Origin of the sequence: Mesorhizobium sp. ES1-4, from assembly GCF_020164745.1 — a bacterium.
In the GTDB taxonomy this organism is placed as follows: domain Bacteria; phylum Pseudomonadota; class Alphaproteobacteria; order Rhizobiales; family Rhizobiaceae; genus Mesorhizobium.
Genome location: NZ_JAIUGV010000002.1, coordinates 375,460 through 390,474 on the forward strand (window position 1 = coordinate 375,460; position 15,015 = coordinate 390,474).

The 15,015-nt window shown below is 63.7% G+C and carries 15 protein-coding genes; 10 read left to right on the forward strand and 5 right to left on the reverse strand.

What is annotated here, in order from left to right:
• Positions 1 to 30: 30 nt before the first annotated feature.
• The 5 genes from hpf to lptC all read right to left on the reverse strand — a co-directional run bounded on the left by hpf (position 31) and on the right by lptC (position 4,718).
• Complete coding sequence (gene hpf / locus LB556_RS05460; protein WP_224564870.1) at positions 31 to 615, reverse strand: ribosome hibernation-promoting factor, HPF/YfiA family; 585 nt, start codon at positions 613 to 615, stop codon at positions 31 to 33.
• Between the two features lie 264 nt (positions 616 to 879).
• Entirely contained in the window at positions 880 to 2,406 is a 1,527-nt protein-coding gene (rpoN, locus tag LB556_RS05465; protein ID WP_224564872.1) for an RNA polymerase factor sigma-54, read from the reverse strand.
• A 200-nt stretch (positions 2,407 to 2,606) separates the two neighbouring features.
• The gene (gene lptB, locus LB556_RS05470) at positions 2,607 to 3,425 is read right to left on the reverse strand and encodes an LPS export ABC transporter ATP-binding protein (protein WP_224564874.1); all 819 of its coding nucleotides are present in this window, start codon (positions 3,423 to 3,425) and stop codon (positions 2,607 to 2,609) included.
• On the reverse strand, positions 3,425 to 4,018 hold the full coding sequence (locus LB556_RS05475) for an LptA/OstA family protein (RefSeq protein WP_224564876.1): 594 nt from the start codon (positions 4,016 to 4,018) through the stop codon (positions 3,425 to 3,427). The genes lptB and LB556_RS05475 overlap by 1 nt, the downstream gene beginning before the upstream one ends.
• On the reverse strand, positions 4,005 to 4,718 hold the full coding sequence (gene lptC, locus LB556_RS05480; RefSeq protein ID WP_224564878.1) for an LPS export ABC transporter periplasmic protein LptC: 714 nt from the start codon (positions 4,716 to 4,718) through the stop codon (positions 4,005 to 4,007). Before lptC ends, LB556_RS05475 begins: the two co-directional genes overlap by 14 nt.
• A gap of 345 nt (positions 4,719 to 5,063) precedes the next feature.
• Between lptC and sppA the strand changes: the two genes are divergently transcribed.
• The 10 genes from sppA (at position 5,064) to LB556_RS05530 (ending at position 14,964) form a co-directional block, all read left to right on the forward strand.
• Positions 5,064 to 6,020: a signal peptide peptidase SppA gene (sppA, locus tag LB556_RS05485; protein WP_224564879.1), complete on the forward strand. Its 957-nt coding sequence runs from the start codon at positions 5,064 to 5,066 to the stop codon at positions 6,018 to 6,020.
• 67 nt (positions 6,021 to 6,087) lie between these two features.
• The gene (locus tag LB556_RS05490) at positions 6,088 to 6,372 is read left to right on the forward strand and encodes an integration host factor subunit beta (RefSeq protein WP_127208667.1); all 285 of its coding nucleotides are present in this window, start codon (positions 6,088 to 6,090) and stop codon (positions 6,370 to 6,372) included.
• Positions 6,373 to 6,414: 42 nt separating this feature from the next.
• Positions 6,415 to 6,747, forward strand: a complete 333-nt coding sequence (locus LB556_RS05495) for a DUF1049 domain-containing protein (RefSeq protein ID WP_224564881.1) — start codon at positions 6,415 to 6,417, stop codon at positions 6,745 to 6,747.
• 37 nt (positions 6,748 to 6,784) lie between these two features.
• Positions 6,785 to 7,750 carry an ornithine cyclodeaminase family protein gene (locus tag LB556_RS05500; protein ID WP_224564883.1) on the forward strand — a complete coding sequence of 322 codons (966 nt, stop codon included), beginning with the start codon at positions 6,785 to 6,787 and terminating at the stop codon, positions 7,748 to 7,750.
• Between the two features lie 156 nt (positions 7,751 to 7,906).
• The gene (locus tag LB556_RS05505) at positions 7,907 to 8,998 is read left to right on the forward strand and encodes a class I SAM-dependent rRNA methyltransferase (RefSeq protein WP_224564885.1); all 1,092 of its coding nucleotides are present in this window, start codon (positions 7,907 to 7,909) and stop codon (positions 8,996 to 8,998) included.
• 1 nt (position 8,999) lies between these two features.
• A complete protein-coding gene (locus LB556_RS05510) occupies positions 9,000 to 9,857 on the forward strand; it encodes a TrmH family RNA methyltransferase (protein ID WP_224564888.1) in 858 nt (285 codons plus the stop codon).
• A gap of 13 nt (positions 9,858 to 9,870) precedes the next feature.
• The gene (gene lspA, locus LB556_RS05515; RefSeq protein ID WP_224564890.1) at positions 9,871 to 10,368 is read left to right on the forward strand and encodes a signal peptidase II; all 498 of its coding nucleotides are present in this window, start codon (positions 9,871 to 9,873) and stop codon (positions 10,366 to 10,368) included.
• Between the two features lie 55 nt (positions 10,369 to 10,423).
• On the forward strand, positions 10,424 to 11,413 hold the full coding sequence (locus LB556_RS05520; RefSeq protein WP_224564892.1) for an MDR family oxidoreductase: 990 nt from the start codon (positions 10,424 to 10,426) through the stop codon (positions 11,411 to 11,413).
• Between the two features lie 143 nt (positions 11,414 to 11,556).
• A complete protein-coding gene (locus LB556_RS05525) occupies positions 11,557 to 13,848 on the forward strand; it encodes a PAS domain-containing hybrid sensor histidine kinase/response regulator (RefSeq protein WP_224564894.1) in 2,292 nt (763 codons plus the stop codon).
• Between the two features lie 240 nt (positions 13,849 to 14,088).
• Complete coding sequence (locus tag LB556_RS05530; RefSeq protein WP_224565076.1) at positions 14,089 to 14,964, forward strand: GNAT family N-acetyltransferase; 876 nt, start codon at positions 14,089 to 14,091, stop codon at positions 14,962 to 14,964.
• Positions 14,965 to 15,015 lie beyond the last annotated feature (51 nt).

Genomic DNA, 15,015 nt, shown 5'->3' on the forward strand with positions numbered 1-15,015 from the left:
GCCAGTCCCCACCCCTCGTGCGGCCGGCTTTTATCCCTGTGCGACTTTGGTCGTGGACGGATCGATCCAGCCGATGTTTCCGTCGGGCCGGCGATAGACGATGTTGAGATGGTCGGTTCCGGCATTGCGGAAAACAAACACCGGACTGTCCTTGGTATCGAGTTCGATCACGGCGGAGGCCACCGACATGGTCTTCAGCGTCATGGTCGATTCGGCGACGACGGCCGGTGCGAAATCCTCCGCGATCTCCTCATCGTCATCGGCAAGCGGCGCCATCACGGTATACGCGATGTCGGTCAGCTCGCCATTGCCATTGCCCAAATTGTGCGATTTCAGACGGCGCTTGTAGCGCCGAAGCCGGGTCTCCAGCCGATCGGCGGCGGCCTCGAAGGCGAGCGTCGGATCCTGGGCATCGCCGGTGGCCTGCAGCGAAGCGCCGGAATCCAGCCGGATCATGCAGTCCGCCGAATAGCGCGAGCCCGATTTGATGACGGTGACGTGTCCCGCGAAGCCGCGATCAAAATATTTGCCGATCGCTTCACCGACACGATCGTTGATGCGTGTGCGGAACGCATCGCCGATATCCATGTGTTTTCCCGATATGCGCAGATTCATCTGAAAACTGACCTTCCTTGCTCAGGCTTCAAACTGGCCCGAGTTTATACTCGTGATCCGTGCGCACAAGCTTTGCGGCGTCACTCGCGCCGATTTAAATCCGAACTTTCCGGTTGATCACAAGCCGCCTTTTGACCGTCCCGGGTCATTGTCGTGACGGACCATCCACTAGCGGGCATGAAGCCCTTCTCATGCGGGCGGGCTTCTAGCCACTTCACCGCGGCTTGTCAATGAAGCTCGAAGCTGTGGAAAATCGCGGCGTGTCTAGCGGCCGGCGCTGGCGAGCGCCCGCTTCTCGCGCCGGCGCTGCACCGACGAGGGAATATTCATGCCTTCCCGATACTTGGCGACCGTACGCCGGGCGATATCGACGCCGCTTTCCCTCAGCATGTCGACGATAGCATCGTCCGACAGCACATCGACGGGCTTCTCCTCATCGATCATCTGCTTGATGCGGTCACGCACCGCTTCCGAGGAATGCGCATCGCCACCGCCCGATGCCGCGATCGAGGCGGTGAAGAAATAGCGCAGCTCGAACACGCCGCGCGGGGTGAGCATGTATTTGTTCGCGGTGACCCGGCTGACGGTCGATTCGTGCATGCCGATGGCGTCCGCCACCGTGCGCAGGTTGAGTGGCTTCAGATGGCGCACGCCATGGACGAGGAAGGCATCCTGCTGGCGCACGATTTCCGAGGCCACTTTCAGGATCGTCTTTGCCCGCTGGTCGAGGCTGCGTGTCAGCCAGTTGGCGTTCTGCAGGCACTCGGCCAGGAAATCCTTCTCCGCCTGGTTCTTCGCGTGCGGCGATACCTGGGCGAAATAGATATGGTCGACCAGCACGCGCGGCAGCGTTTCGGCATTGAGTTCGACGGTCCAGCTGCCGTCATTGGCCGCGCGCACCTCGACATCGGCGACGATGCCATCGCTGGCGCCCCCTGAAAACGCCATGCCCGGCCGCGGGTCAAGCGCCCGGATCTCGGCCAGCATGTCGAGAAGGTCTTCCTCGTCGACGCCGCAGAGCCGCTTCAGCGTCTGGAAATCGCGCCGCGCCAGCAGTTCCAGATTGGCGACCAGGGTCTTCATCGCCGGATCGAGACGGTCACGCACGGCAAGCTGCAGCGAAAGGCATTCCGCGAGATCGCGGGCAAACAGGCCGGCCGGCTCGAAGCTCTGGCATACGGCCAGCACCTCGCCTACCGCCACCTCACCGGTGCCGAGCCGCGCGGCGATCTCCGCGACGTCGGCCCTGACATAGCCGGTCTCGTCGAGTCCATCGGCAAGATCTCCGGCGATCAGCCGCGCTACGGGATCAGTGAAGGCAAGTGCGATCTGCTCGCCGACATGGTCGCGCAGCGTGATCGCGCTCGCCGCCATGTCGCCGGCATCGAGCCCCTCGGAGAACGAGCCGCCGCCATTGCCCGAAGCCGATTTCCATTGCGCCGTCAGGTCGGGCCCCAGCCGCTCGCTGGTGCCGGGATCATCGGGAAACAGATTTTCCAGCGACGTATCGAGCTTCTCCGAGATCGCCTCGGCGCTCCATGCCGTCTCGTTCTCGAACCAGTCTCCATCGGAGGCTGGTTGCGGCTCTGTCTCGAGCTTCTGCGCCTGGTCACTCGCTGCATCGTCCTGCGGCTCGGCGCGCTCCAAAAGCGGGTTGCGCTCGATCTCCTCGTCGATGAAGTGCTCCAGCTCGGCATGGGTGAACTGCAGCAGCCGAATCGACTGCATCAGCTGCGGCGTCATCACCAGCGACTGCGACTGTCGGAGCTGTAGTTTCGCCGCCAACGCCATGGCTCGGTTTCAAACGCCTCCCTCTACGCTCCCGGACTTCCGGAAATGAATTTCGCAGCCGGCCATAGAAACTGGCCCGGCTTTTGCTTGTCAAGGCAAAGCCTAGCAGAACCCGCTTACCGGAGCGTTATCCTGCGGCAAAATCACGGAAAACAGGACCGTTCCGCACGAAAAATCGTGTCAGGAAACAAATTTCACGCTCAGAGCGTGAAACCCTCGCCGAGGTATAGCCGCCGCACATCGGCATTTGCCACGACTTCGTCTGCGCGGCCATGGGTCAGCACCTGGCCGGCATGGATGATGTAGGCCCGGTCGATCAGGCCGAGTGTCTCACGCACATTGTGGTCGGTGATGAGGACACCGATGCCGCGCGCCGTCAGGTGACGCACCAATTGCTGGATGTCGGCGACGGCGATCGGGTCGATGCCGGCGAAGGGCTCGTCGAGCAGCATGTAGGCCGGGCGCGTCGCCAGCGCGCGCGCGATTTCCAGGCGCCGCCTTTCGCCGCCCGAAAGCGACATGGACGGCGCCTTGCGCAGATGGCTGATGTGAAATTCCTCGAGCAGTTCGTCGAGATTGCGCTCGCGGACCTTGCGGTCCTTTTCGACCACTTCGAGCACGGCGCGGATGTTCTGCTCGACATTGAGGCCGCGGAAGATCGAGGCTTCCTGGGGCAGATAGCCGATGCCGAGGCGCGCGCGGCGATACATCGGCATCGAGGTGACGTCGAAGCCGTCGATCTCGATCGTGCCTTCGTCCACCGGCACCAGGCCCGTGACCATGTAGAAGCAGGTCGTCTTGCCGGCGCCGTTAGGGCCGAGTAGCCCGACGGCTTCGCCGGCGCGTACGCCCAGCGTGACGCCGCTGACGACCTTGCGGCCCTTGTAGCTCTTGGTCAGGCCCTTGGCGATCAAGGTTCCCTTGAACTTCGCCTTGTCGGCAGTGATCGTGGCCGGAGCCGAAACCTTGCCTGCGGCCCGTCCCGGAAGACGCGCCGTCAGCGATGACAGGCTGGCCATCAGGGGTTCGTCGCTCCCGATTTCGGCGGGGGTGTGATCGACATCTGGACACGCTGCCCGGCGCATGGATCGACCTGGGCGAGCCCGGTTTTCATCTGTACGGTGAGCTTGCAGCCGACCAGGACATTGTCATTTTGCGAAAGGACGACCTTTTTGCCCGAAAGCACCAGCACCTGGCTCTTCATGTCGAAGCTACCCTGATCGCCGGTCGCGACCTGCTGATCCGACTTGATGTAGACCCTGTCGGAGATCTCCAGGTGATCGATATTGGCCGAGCCTGTCATGGCCGCCGCCCCGGCTGCCTCGGCACCCTTCGCGCCCGCGTTGGGATCCTTGACGTAGTAGACCATCATCTTGCCAGCCTTCATCAGCGTCGGCCCCTGGACGACGGTGACGTTGCCCGTGAAGATGGCGACACTGTCGGCCTGGCGGACTTCCAGCTTGTCGCTTTCGATCTGTATCGGCTTGTCGCCGGCCAGCTTGAGACCCGACACCTGGCTGGCCGCACCGGACTGTGCCAGCGACGGCGCCAGCCCCAGCAGGAACAGCGCCGAAGTTGCGGCTGCAAGCCGTGTCGAACTATTGAGCCACATTCGCTTCTTCGCCCTTTGCCTCAGCCGCCTTCAGAACGGCGGGATCGATGTTGACACGAACCTTGTTCTCGAACACCAGAATCTTGCCATTGTCCTGGACCGACATCGAATCCGCCCTGATCTGCGACCCGCCACGGCTGACATCGACGGGATCGTCCGTCTTCATAGTGCCTTTGCCCATGTCGAGGAAGACCGATTTGAATTTGGCCTGCATGCCGTCGGTCGTGGTGATGGTGACGTCGCTGTTCAGTTTCATCGTATTGCCTTCGCGATCGTAGGTACCGTGCGAGGCCTTAACCACCGCGACATTATCGGGAGCGATCGGCACCTTGGCGTCGATGCCTTCGAGTTCGATGATCCCTTGCGCGCTCACATCCTGTATCGCCCGCAGCGCCGTCATCGAATAGGGCTGCTTCTGCTTGGTGAAACCACTGAGTTTGGGATTGGCCATCACCAGCTTGCCGTTGGAGAAGGCGGTGCCTTCCGCCTGCACCGCGACGGAGACGGGCGCGGCGAGGTAGGAATAGACCGGGAAGGCGACGGCGATCAACGCCGCGGCCAAGGGCACGGCGAATTTGAGCACGCGCACGCGGCGCGAATGGCGCTGGGCGCGGTCGAAGGCCTCGCCCCGCGTCCAGCCGTCCGCCGGGGGAGCCAACTCCGTCTCCGGGCTGGTTGGTTCATTCGGTCGCGCTAACATGACTGCTTTCTTCTAAAACCCTGCCCCCCGGAGCACCGCCTATAGGTGGGGGGCCGGTGCCTGCAAGCAAGCACAAGCCCACGAAAACCACAAAAATGTGACAACTGACTTTGTACAAACGAAAACAAGGTCCGCACAACAGCCGGTACTTCATAGCAGAAATGGACGTGCTTGCGCCGTTTTTTCATCGCGCCGCTTCTCCCCTTACCTTGCGTCGTTTGCGCTGGCCAGTCGCAACATGGACAGTGTTGGGCGGATTGCCGCGCCATGTGGAAGACGGAACTGCTTCCCGATAAGGACATCATGGTCTAAAAGCGTCCGTTCCCGCCCACCGTGAGGCTGACCATGGCACTGAGAGCCGACGACCTGATCGACCGCCGCCGTTTGCGGCGCAAGCTGACATTCTGGCGTGTTGCGGCCATCGGCATCGTGGCGCTCGGAGTGATTGCGTTGTCGGCCTGGTTTTATCGCGACGATCTCGGCGGCTCGGCTGTCGACCACATCGCCAAGGTCAAGATCGAAGGCACGATCACCGAGGACGAGGAACTCATCAAGCGGCTGGAGGACATCCGCAAGTCGTCGAAGGTGAAAGGCGTGATCCTGGCGATCGATTCACCCGGCGGTACCACCGTCGGCGGTGAATCGATCTATGAGGAGGTGCGCAAGGTGGCCGCCGACAAGCCTGTCGTGGCCGAGGTCGGCACGCTCGCCGCGTCGGCGGGCTACATGATCGCAAGCGCCGCCGACCATATCGTCGCCCGCAAGACCTCGATCGTCGGCTCGATCGGCGTGCTGATCCAGTATCCTGACGTCAGCGGCCTGATGGACAAGCTCGGCGTCAAGCTGGAGGAGGTGAAATCCTCGCCGCTGAAAGCCTCGCCCTCGCCCTTCAAGCCGACCAATGACGACGAGCGCGCCATGGTCCGCAAGCTCATCCTCGACAGCTACGACTGGTTCGTCGGCATCGTCGCGGAACGGCGCAAGATGACCCACGAACAGGCGCTGGCGCTCGCCGACGGTTCGATCTTCACCGGCCGCCAGGGTGTTGCCAATGGACTGATCGACGCCGTCGGCGGCGAGTCGGTCGCGATCGACTGGCTGGCAACCAAGGGAGTGGATGGCAAGCTCAAGGTGGTCGAGTGGAAGGACACGGAACGGCGCGGCGGCTTCCTGTTCTCGAAGGCGATGGCACGCACGATCGCCGGCGCGCTCGGGCTGCCGGACTCCGGCGGCGACGTCATCCATGAACTTGGCGCCGACCGCTTGTTTCTTGACGGTCTCGTTTCCGTCTGGCACCCTTGAGACAGCTGAAAAAGCAATAAAATCATCCTAATAATTTGACCGAACTGCTTTCACGGGGACCCGTCTGATGATCAAGTCCGAACTTGTGCAGATTATTGCCACGCGCAATCCGCATCTTTTCCTGCGCGACGTCGAAAACATCGTCGGCGCGATCTTCGATGAGATCACCGACGCCCTTGCCGAGGGGAACCGGGTCGAATTGCGCGGTTTCGGCGCTTTTTCGGTGAAGAACAGACCCGCCCGCACCGGCCGCAACCCGCGCACCGGTGAATCCGTCGAGGTGGAGGAGAAATGGGTGCCGTTCTTCAAGACCGGCAAGGAACTGCGTGAAAGGCTGAACGGCAGCAAGTAATCGGGACGGACTTGTCCCGGCTCGCTTGCGACGGAAAACATCATGCTCAATCGCTTCATGCTCATCGTGGTCTTCGTGCCCCTGGCGGTCATCCTGATCGCGCTGGCCGTCGCCAACCGAGAACTCGTCGCCTTCACGCTGGACCCGTTCAACCCCGGCAATCCCAAGCTGACGTTGACCTTGCCGCTGTTCATCTTCCTGTTTCTGGCGCTCGCCATCGGCATGGTCGTCGGCAGCCTGGCGACCTGGGTCAAGCAGGGCCGCTACCGCAAGCTCGCACGCCAGCGCGGCGTCGAGGCGGAAAACCTGCGCCAGGCGGTCAGCCGTGCGCCGGTTGCGCCACAGGGGCCGGTGCTGCCGAAGCCGACCAATTGAGCCGCCGGCTGGCGGCTTTCGTTCCACGGAGCTTTTCATGCTGACCATTTCGGCCGCCGAGGTCGATCGTGCGCTGACCTTTCCTGGACTGGTCGAGACGCTGCGCACCGCTTTTCGCGAGGGCGCGGTGCAGCCGGTCAGGCATCATCACGCGGTCGAACGGCCTGATGGTGCGGCGTCGACCCTGCTGCTGATGCCGGCCTGGACCGATTTCAACGCCGCCGGCACCTCGGCCGGAGGTCATGTCGGCGTCAAGATCGTCACCGTCTCGCCCGACAACAATGCGATCGGCAAGCCCGCCGTGATGGGACTCTACCTCCTGCTTGATGGCAGCACCGGCGAACCGGAAGCCCTGATCGACGGCCAGCGGCTGACGCAGTGGCGCACGGCCTGTGCTTCGGCGCTCGCAGCGTCCTATCTCGCCCGCGACGACGCCTCGCGGCTGCTTGTGGTCGGCGCCGGCGCGCTCTCCCCCTTCCTCGCCAAGGCGCATAGCGCCGTGCGGCCAATCAAGACCATCCGCATCTGGAACCGCACCCCCGCCAACGCAGAGAAGGTCGCGGCCGATCTGCGCGCCGAGGGCTTCGCGGCCAGCGCCGCGACCGATCTCGATGCCGAGCTTGGCCTGGCCGACATCGTCTCCTCGGCGACAATCACCACCATGCCGCTGATCAAGGGTGCGTTGCTGCGGCCAGGAACCCATGTCGATCTGGTCGGCGGCTTCACCCCGACGATGCGCGAAAGCGATGACGACGCGATCATGCGCGCCCGCGTCTATGTCGACACCCGCGCCGGCGCCACCAAGGAGGCCGGCGACATCGTCCAGCCTCTGGCCTCCGGCGTGCTGAAACCGGAAGCCATCGTCGCCGACCTGCACGAACTTGCACGCGGCCAGAAAGAAGGCCGCGGCGGCCCCGGCGAGATCACGCTGTTCAAGTCGGTTGGCGCCGCGCTGGAGGACTTGGCCGCCGGCATTGCCGTCTACAAGGCGCTCAGGGGCTAGCCGAAACAGGTTAGACATCCACCGCTCCCGCGATCCGGGCGAAATCGTCCGCGGTCACGGGGCTGAGCCATACGCGATCGCAATGTAGCGCGGGTTTGTTGCGCCGATGGGCATAGCTGTGGCAGAAGCGGGCCGAACCGCCGGAGAAGCTGCCTCTTGAAGTCTTTTCGCGACAAACGCCGCGACGGCCGCCCGCGCCAGCCGGGTAAAGGCGAAGCCGCGCAACCGAGTCCGCCGGAAGGCCGCGGAACAGCCAAGCCGGAAGCCAGGCCGCAGGTGCGGCCCGGCCCGAAGCCGGATAGCCAACCCCAGCCGAAATCAGCACCTCGCGACCTTGCCCGTCGCGACGGCGCCCTGCCGGCCGAACAACTGCCGCTGATCCTCGAAGTGGCGCCGAATGCCGATTATGCTTTGCTCGACAGCGGCGCGGGACAAAAGCTCGAACAATACGGTCCCTACCGCATCGTGCGCCCCGAGGGCCAGGCGATCTGGCAAAAGGCCCTGCCGGCAAAGGACTGGGAGCGTGCTGACGCCATCTTCACCGGCGACACCGACGAGGAAGGCATCGGCCGCTGGCGTTTCCCGAAAATGCCGCTCGGCGAAACTTGGCCGATGAAGCATGACGGCATCGATTATCTCGGCCGTTTCACTTCGTTTCGCCATGTCGGCGTCTTTCCCGAGCAGGCCTCGCATTGGGACCATATGGCCGGGCTGATCGCGGCGGCAAAACGCCCGGTCAAGGTGCTGAACCTGTTCGGCTATACGGGGCTCGCGTCTCTCGTGGCAGCCCGCGCCGGCGCCGAGGTCACCCATGTCGACGCCTCGAAGAAGGCGATCGGCTGGGCGCGAGAGAACCAGGAGATTGCCGGCCTTGGCGCCAAGCCTATCCGCTGGATCGTCGACGACGCGGTGAAGTTCGCGGAGCGCGAGGCGCGACGCGGCAGCCGCTACGACATTATCCTGTTCGATCCGCCGGCCTATGGCCGCGGTCCCAAGGGCGAGGTCTGGCAATTGTTCGAGGACCTGCCTGACCTGACGGACCTCTGTCGCTCCATCCTGACCCCAAAACCGCTTGCCGTGGTGCTGACCGCCTATTCCATCCGCGCCTCCTTCTTCGCCATCCACGCTCTGATGCGCGACACTTTTGCCGGCATGGGTGGCAAGGTCGAATCGGGAGAGCTGATCATCCGTGAAAAGTCCGCCGGCCGGGCGCTTTCGACTTCACTGTTTTCGCGCTGGGTGGCCTGACATGAACGAACGGCACGCTGGCGCCCCCGGCCAGGTGAAGGAAGTCACCAGCCTCGCCAACCCGCTGGTCAAGGACATCAAGGCACTCGCCTTGAAAAAATTCCGCGACCAGCAGAACGCCTTCATGGCCGAAGGACTGAAGCTGGTCATCGATGCGCTCGACTTGGGTTGGCAGATCAGGACGCTAGTTTTCGCCAAGGCCGGACGCGGCAATGCTGCCGTGGAAAAGGTCGCGGCGCGCACGGTTGCGGCCGGCGGCACCGTGCTCGAAGTGTCGGAAAAAGTGCTTGTCGCCATCACCCGCCGCGACAATCCGCAGATGGTGGTCGGCGTCTTCTCGCAGAAATTCCTGGCCTTGAAGGACATCCGTGCCGACAATGGCGATGTCTGGGTGGCGCTCGACCGGGTGCGCGACCCCGGCAATCTCGGCACCGTCATCCGCACCGTCGATGCTGTCGGCGCCAAGGGCGTCATTCTGGTCGGCGACACCACCGACCCGTTTTCCGTCGAGACGGTACGCGCCACCATGGGATCGATCTTCGCCGTTCCGGTCGCCAGGGCGGCGACCGATGCCTTCCTCGCCTGGCGCGGCGGATTTTCAGGTCTCGTTGTTGGCACCCATCTGAAGGGCGCGGTCGACTACCGCTCGGTCGATTTTTCACGTGGGCCGGTGCTTTTGATGATGGGCAACGAACAGCAGGGCCTGCCCGAAAGCCTGGCGGCAAGCTGCGACAGGCTGCTCAGAATTCCGCAGGCGGGCCGCGCCGACTCGCTCAATCTGGCGGTCGCCACCGGCATCATGCTGTTCGAGATCAGGCGCGGCGCGCTGAAACTCGAACCAATCCCGGGCCAGCAATGAAGGTTGTCCAATCGTGAAATCATGGTCTCCCTACGCGCTGCTCGTCATCGTGGCCATCGCGCTCGACCAATGGATAAAGACGGTGGTCGAAGCCGGACTGCCCTTTCAGGAAAAGCTCGACCTCTTGCCCTTCCTGGCGCTGTTTCGCACCTACAACACCGGCATCGCCTTCTCGATGTTCTCCTCCTTCGGCGACACCGGCCTCGTGGTCATCGCTGTGCTGGTCGTTGCTTTCGTGCTTTACCTCGCCACGCGCACGCCCTCGGGCCACGTCATCGCCCGCATCGGCTTTGCCCTGATCATCGGCGGCGCGCTGGGCAATTTGATCGATCGTGCCGTCTACGGCCATGTCATCGATTACATCCTGTTCCACACGCCGGTCTGGTCCTTCGCCGTCTTCAATCTTGCGGATGCCTTCATTTCCGTGGGCGCGGCGCTGGTCGTCTTCGACGAACTCGTCGGCTGGCGCCGTGAACCGAAACCTTCGAACGCCAAGCCTTCCAAAGATTGACCCCACGCGGCCATCGCCGCACAGTCAAACGCCCAGCAAGTTCGCGGAGAAAAAGATGACCGAAACATTCAAAGCCATCCTCGTTTCGCGCGACGCCGAGAAAAAACAGTCGGTCGCCGTGACCGATCTCACCGACGCCGATCTGATGGAGGGCGACGTCACCATCGCGGTCGAGGCAACGACGGTGAACTACAAGGATGGACTGGCCATTACGGGCAAGGCGCCGGTGATCCGCCGATGGCCCCTGGTGCCGGGCATCGACCTCGCCGGCACGGTCATCTCCTCCTCCAATCCCGACTGGAGCAAGGGTGACAAGGTCATCCTGAACGGCTGGGGCGTTGGCGAAACCCATTTCGGCGCCTATGCCGGGCGCGCCCGCGTGAAGGGCGACTGGCTGGTGCCGTTGCCGGAAGGCATGAGCGCGCATGATGCCATGGCGGTCGGCACCGCCGGCTACACGGCCATGCTTTGCGTCATGGCATTGGAGCGGCATGGCATCCTGCCCGATCGCGGCCCTGTCGTGGTGACGGGCGCTGCGGGCGGCGTCGGTTCGGTCGCGGTCTCGATCCTGTCCAGCCTCGGCTACCATGTCATCGCTTCGACCGGCCGCAATGCCGAAAGCCCTTATCTGATCAACCTTGGCGCCGCCGAAGTGATATCGCGCGACGAACTCAACCAGCCGGCCAAACCGCTGGCCAAGGAACGTTGGGCCGGCGGCGTCGATTCGGTCGGCAGCCACACGCTGGCCAACGTCCTGTCGATGACCTCCTATGGCGGGGCGGTCGCCGCCTGCGGCCTGGCCGGCGGCATGGACCTGCCGTCGAGCGTGGCGCCCTTCATCCTGCGCGGCGTCTCCCTGCTCGGCATTGATTCGGTGATGGCGCCGAAGGCCGTACGCCTCGAAGCCTGGCGGCGCATTGGCTCCGATCTCGATGTGAACAAGCTGGCCAGCCTATCCACGACCATCGGCTTCGACGGCATCGTCAGTGCGGCACACGACATCGTCGACGGCAAGATCCGCGGCCGGGTCGTCGTCGACATGTGACCGGGTCGGGCACCGCAGGCGCCGGACGGAATTGCCCCATCAGTTGGCAAATCCGTCGCCGCCGGGGTGAAAACGCCCTATCCGCTAAAATTCGAACGATCCCCCGCAATTTTCCATAATCTCTGTCTGGCAAAGGATTCCGCATGATGGCGGAATCCGACAGCCCACAGGCCGACGCCGGCGACGACATTGATGCGGCACCGGTGCAAACGACGGCATCGGCGCGGCAGTTCATCGCCGCGCCGCCGCTGGTGCCCGATCAGCAACCCGCCAAGCGCGAAGGCCTGCCGATCTTGACCTTCGTTGTCATGGTGCTGGCCGGCCTGTCATACCTGACCGGCGCGCCGGCCTTCATCAGCCTGGCGTTGCTGGCAACAGGGCTTGCCGGCCTGGCCGTGCATCTGCGCGCCAGGCGCAGCGCACGCCGCACAACTGTCCTGCTCGACGAGACCACCGCCCGCAACCGGGCCGAGATCGAGACGCTGGCCGACCGCATGTGGGAGATGCAGGAAAGCGAGGAGCGCTTTCGCGGTCTCATCGACGCGCTCGGCGATCTCGTCATCCATCGCGACCGCGACGGTCACATCGTCTATGCCAACAAGGTATTCGCCGATCTCGTCGGAACCGATCCGCGCGACCTTGCCGGCAAGACGCTGGCCGAACTCGGCATCGAGGTCGGCATCGTTCCCGATGCGGCTTTCTCCGACCATGAATGCCTGAGTTCCACCGACGTTGCCATCCGCACGCCCACCGGCCCGCGCTGGTTCTCATGGATCGAGTTGTCGGTGCGCGACAAGGACAGCGATGCCGTCTCGCATCGAGCCATCGCCCGCGACATCACCGCACGCAAGCGCGCCGAATCGTCCATGATCACCGCGCGTGAGCGGGCCGAGTTCGCAAGCCAGGCCAAGTCGCGCTTTCTCGCCACCGTCAGCCATGAGATCCGCACCCCGATGAATGGCATCATGGGCATGGCCAGACTGCTCGCCGACACCAGTCTTTCGCCGGAGCAGCAAACCTATGTCGGCGCCATCTCGACCTCGGCCAGCGCCTTGCTTGCCCTGATCGAGGACCTGCTCGACTATTCCAAGATCGAGGCCGGGCGCTTCGATCCCGAACCGCAACCCATGTCCGTGCGCGAGATCGCCGACAACATCATCGAATTGATGGCCGCGCGCGCCTTCGCCAAGAATATCGGCCTCGGCTGCCATGTCGAACCGGATGTGCCGCACATGATCACCGCCGATCCGGGCCGGGTCAGGCAGGTGCTGCTCAACCTTATCGGCAACGCCATCAAGTTCACCGACAGCGGCGGCGTGCTGGTCAGCGTCGCACGCGTCCGCACCGAGACCACCGACCGCATCTGCTTCACCATCGCCGATACCGGTCCTGGCCTGCGCGACGAGGACATGGAGCGCATTTTCGAGGAGTTCGAGCAGGCCGACGGCACCTCGACGCGCACGCATGGCGGTGCTGGACTGGGACTTGCCATCTCCAAGCGCCTGGTTGCCGCCATGGGCGGCACGATTTCGGTTTCCAGCCGACTTGGCCAGGGATCGGAATTCGTCTTCGAGATTCCAGCCATAGCGGCCACCGAGCCACCGCAGGGCCGATTGAACGCACTTGCCGGTCGACGCGCCGTGATCCTGTCCAAGAATAGCGTCGAGGCCGACGCCATCGCCCGCACCATCCGCGCCAATGGGGGCGCGGCCGGCATCGCAACCACCGTGGCCCAGGCCGCATCCCTCGCCGACGGCTGCGACGTACTTCTGGTCGACGCGGCCATGGAAGAGAGTGACGGGAAGCTGCTCAAGCGGCTTCGCCAGCATGGGTTCTCCGATTGCGAAGCCGTCACGCTGATCGCCCCCACCGACCGCGGCATGCTTAGCGAGTTTCGTGCCAGCGGCTATGCGACATTCCTTGCCCGGCCGGTGCGCGGAGGAACGCTTTTGCGTGTCCTTTTGAGCAGCCACGCATCGGTCCTCGCCCCGCCGCAACCGGAGAGACGCCGCGCACCCGCGCCTCGTGCCTCGGGCCGACGCCAGCATGGCCTGTCCGTGCTGATCGCCGAGGACAACGACATCAATGCCATGCTGGCCCGCGCAACGCTGTTGAAGGCCGGACATCGCGTCAAGGTGGTCGGCAACGGCAAGGCCGCCGTCGAGGCGGTCATAGGCGCCGGTCACAACCGGCGCTTCGACGTGGTGCTGATGGATCTGCATATGCCGGTCATGGACGGGCTGGACGCCATCGCCGCGATCCGCCGCCATGAGGAAGAAGCCTCCGTGCCGCCGGTGCCGATCATGGTGCTGTCGGCCGACAGCCAGGAAAAGACCCGCCATGCGGTGCTCGCCCACGGCGCCAGCGGCTTCGTCACCAAGCCGCTCGACCCCGACGCGCTGGTCAGTGCCGTCGAAGGCCAGGTCGCCGCTTGAGTCGACTTTTCCCGGTGCGTGACTGACGAAGGCCGTCAGAAAAACGGCCCGGTTTCGGCGTCCGCGCACGCGGCGCGCCTGGGCTCTTGTGACGCAAGGTAGCCGGTTGATCGTTTTCGCCAGCCGACGAAGTATTGCCCGCGACGCCGTATCACGGTACTGTCACAATCCTGTTGCACCTACACCGTATCCCCGTGCCAAGAGGGATGGCTCGAAGGAGAATCACTCGTGCATACAGTTATGCCGGAATGTGACACTCGGCCGAACGCCAGCAGCGCCTTGCTCGCCGGACGTAATGTCGATTGCGTCATGAAAGGCGCAGCGCTCGGCCGTATCGGCAATCTGGAAGTTCGGCTCGCCCGCAACGGGGCCGAGATCGCGGCCGCGCAGGAAGTGCGTTACCGTGTATTTTATGACGAGCTTGGCGCCAGGAAAGACCTGTTCCAGGCGCAGGACCGCCGCGATTCCGACCGCTTCGATCCGCTGTGTGACCATCTGCTCGTCCTCGATACCACGCTTTCTGGCCCTGAGCATCGCCGCATCGTCGGCACCTATCGCTTGCTGCGGCAAGAAATCGCGGCAACTGCCGGAGGCTTCTATTCCGAAGGCGAGTTCGAGCTCACCAAGCTCATAGCCCGTCACCCAGGACAGCGTTTCCTCGAGCTCGGCCGGTCCTGCGTTTTGCCGGAATACCGTTCGAAGCGCACCATCGAAGCGCTGTGGCAAGGTATCTGGGCCTATATCAATCATTACGAAATCGGCGTGATGACCGGCTGTGCTTCCTTCCACGGCACCGTGCCGGCCGCGCATGCCGAGGCGCTCACCTATCTCGCCCATCACTGCCGGACCAATTCGGCCTGGGATGTGCGCGCTGTGTCCGGGCGTTATTGCTCCATGGACCTGATGCCGATCGAGGCGGTCAACACCAAGGCCGCAATCGCTGCGATGCCGCCCCTGGTCAAGGGCTATTTGCGGGTAGGCGCTCGCATCGGCGATGGTTGCGTCATCGACCGCGAATTCTCCACGGTCGACGTTTTCGTGGTGATGCCGGTCAAGGAGATCGGCGCCCGCTACGTCAACTATTATGGCGGGGAAGCCCAGCGCTTCGCCGCGTGAGGCAAAGACAGTCCGGCAAACGCCACGATTGCGCTCCTGTGACTGCCGACT

Bases quoted from the DNA above. Each gene is read 5' to 3' on its own strand.
- lptC (WP_224564878.1), bottom strand. From the start codon at position 4,718: ATGTTAGCGCGACCGAATGAACCAACCAGCCCGGAGACGGAGTTGGCT.
- LB556_RS05510 (WP_224564888.1), top strand. From the start codon at position 9,000: ATGAACGAACGGCACGCTGGCGCCCCCGGCCAGGTGAAGGAAGTCACC.
- LB556_RS05530 (WP_224565076.1), top strand. From the start codon at position 14,089: ATGCCGGAATGTGACACTCGGCCGAACGCCAGCAGCGCCTTGCTCGCC.
- lptB (WP_224564874.1), bottom strand. From the start codon at position 3,425: ATGGCCAGCCTGTCATCGCTGACGGCGCGTCTTCCGGGACGGGCCGCA.
- LB556_RS05525 (WP_224564894.1), top strand. From the start codon at position 11,557: ATGATGGCGGAATCCGACAGCCCACAGGCCGACGCCGGCGACGACATT.
- LB556_RS05520 (WP_224564892.1), top strand. From the start codon at position 10,424: ATGACCGAAACATTCAAAGCCATCCTCGTTTCGCGCGACGCCGAGAAA.
- LB556_RS05475 (WP_224564876.1), bottom strand. From the start codon at position 4,018: ATGTGGCTCAATAGTTCGACACGGCTTGCAGCCGCAACTTCGGCGCTG.
- LB556_RS05495 (WP_224564881.1), top strand. From the start codon at position 6,415: ATGCTCAATCGCTTCATGCTCATCGTGGTCTTCGTGCCCCTGGCGGTC.
- LB556_RS05490 (WP_127208667.1), top strand. From the start codon at position 6,088: ATGATCAAGTCCGAACTTGTGCAGATTATTGCCACGCGCAATCCGCAT.
- sppA (WP_224564879.1), top strand. From the start codon at position 5,064: ATGGCACTGAGAGCCGACGACCTGATCGACCGCCGCCGTTTGCGGCGC.
- LB556_RS05500 (WP_224564883.1), top strand. From the start codon at position 6,785: ATGCTGACCATTTCGGCCGCCGAGGTCGATCGTGCGCTGACCTTTCCT.
- rpoN (WP_224564872.1), bottom strand. From the start codon at position 2,406: ATGGCGTTGGCGGCGAAACTACAGCTCCGACAGTCGCAGTCGCTGGTG.
- hpf (WP_224564870.1), bottom strand. From the start codon at position 615: ATGAATCTGCGCATATCGGGAAAACACATGGATATCGGCGATGCGTTC.